This window comes from Clostridium sp. AF34-10BH, assembly GCF_003478095.1.
In the GTDB taxonomy this organism is placed as follows: Bacteria; Bacillota; Clostridia; order Lachnospirales; family Lachnospiraceae; genus Acetatifactor; species Acetatifactor acetigignens.
Genome location: NZ_QUEC01000016.1, coordinates 1 through 1,669, shown reverse-complemented (window position 1 = coordinate 1,669; position 1,669 = coordinate 1). Strand labels below are relative to the sequence as shown.

The following is a 1,669-nucleotide window of genomic DNA, read 5'->3' as shown; positions in this document are numbered from 1 at the left end:
TTTCGGGTCTACGTACACTGACTTAACGCCCTGTTAAGACTTGGTATCCCTTCGGCTCCGCACCTTAAGTGCTTAACCTCGCCAGTAAACGTAACTCGCCGGACCGTTCTACAAAAAGTACGCGGTTGTACTCATATGGTACTTCCACAGTTTGTAAACACAGGGTTTCAGGTTCTCTTTCACTCCCCTCCCGGGGTCCTTTTCACCTTTCCTTCACAGTACTCTGCTCTATCGGTCACTAAGGAGTATTTAGCCTTACGGGGTGGTCCCCGCTCATTCCCACAAGGTTTCTCGTGTCTCGTGGTACTCTGGATCCTGCTCTGCTTCTTTCCGTTTCGCCTACGGGGCTCTCACCCTCTCTGGCCGGTCTTTCCAGAACCGTTCCGCTACAGTCAGAAGTCATAAATGCAGTCCGAACCCCGGAGTGCACGCACTCCGGTTTGGGCTCTTTCCATTTCGCTCGCCGCTACTTTGAAAATCGAGTTTTCTTTCTCTTCCTCCGGCTACTTAGATGTTTCAGTTCACCGGGTTCCCTCCGTACACCTATGGATTCAGTGTACGGTGACTGAGGTATGCTCAGCCGGGTTTCCCCATTCAGAAATCTACGGATCAATGGATATGTGCTCCTCCCCGTAGCTTATCGCAGCTTATCACGTCTTTCATCGGCTCTTAGTGCCAAGGCATCCACCCTGCGCTCTTTTTAGCTTGACCTAATAACTCAGCAAGCGATTAAAACTTTTTTCATGACCCGGTGGGCGCTTGCGCACACAAGGGGCTTGGAAAAACGTTTTAAACATTTGCGAAGCAAATCTCATGAAGCAGATCGAAGATCTGCGAATGAAGCGCTTGCGTCCGTTCTTCACATCTAGCGTGATGTTACTTTAGGTTTTGTTTCGTTTTGCTTGTTTGATCTTACATCTCTGCAAGATCCCTCGGATGTCTTGTTATATCGTTTTGCAAACTTGATATAATAGATTTAATATTTCAATATTCGGTTTTCAAGGAACAAACTGGGTAGATCTGTTAGTATCTACCGACTGGGCTTAAGTGGGCATTACCTCTTTTACCTCAAAGGTTGTAAGGTTACTCACTTAACTGGGCTTAAGTGGACTCGAACCACCGACCTCACGCTTATCAGGCGTGCGCTCTAACCGGCTGAGCTATAAGCCCTCAGTTAATAGCCTGTCAAAATACCCAAGGTATTTCGCAATGCGATTCGTAAACGCGAAGCGTTTACTTCATCACGTGCTTCGCACTATCTATTCATGCATTCATGCTCTCGCGCAAGCGAACTTGCGTCGAGCCTGTCTGCCTGAATAGGCATTGCTCATGGCTATCGTGGAGATAAAGGGATTCGAACCCTTGACCCCCTGCTTGCAAGGCAGGTGCTCTCCCAACTGAGCTATACCCCCATGGGAATCTGGCAGCCACCTGCTCTCCCATACCGTCTCCAGTATAGTACCATCGGCCGCTTGGGTCTTAACCATCGTGTTCGGGATGAGAACGGGTGTGTCCCCTAAGCGCATCGCCACCAGAAGTGTTCTTATTTTGGATTTCTTCACCGGCGATGCGCTTTGCGCATAACCACCAGCTCATTATCCTTTTCTGACTTGCCCTTGGCAAATCAACAGTAATGCAACCCCTACTTCTTCCGTTTCCTTAGAAAGGA

General features: G+C 48.7%; 2 tRNA genes and 2 rRNA genes (1 of these 4 cut by a window edge). All 4 read right to left on the bottom strand.

Annotation, left to right across the window (positions count from 1 at the left end):
* Nucleotides 1–711, bottom strand: a 23S ribosomal RNA gene (locus tag DWZ61_RS11330); it reaches 2,263 nt to the left of the window's first position.
* Between the two features lie 385 nt (nt 712–1,096).
* A tRNA-Ile gene (locus DWZ61_RS11325) sits at nt 1,097–1,170 on the bottom strand.
* Between the two features lie 169 nt (nt 1,171–1,339).
* Nucleotides 1,340–1,412, bottom strand: a tRNA-Ala gene (locus tag DWZ61_RS11320).
* 6 nt (nt 1,413–1,418) lie between these two features.
* Nucleotides 1,419–1,536, bottom strand: a 5S ribosomal RNA gene (gene rrf / locus DWZ61_RS11315).
* Between the last annotated feature and the right edge of the window lie 133 nt (nt 1,537–1,669).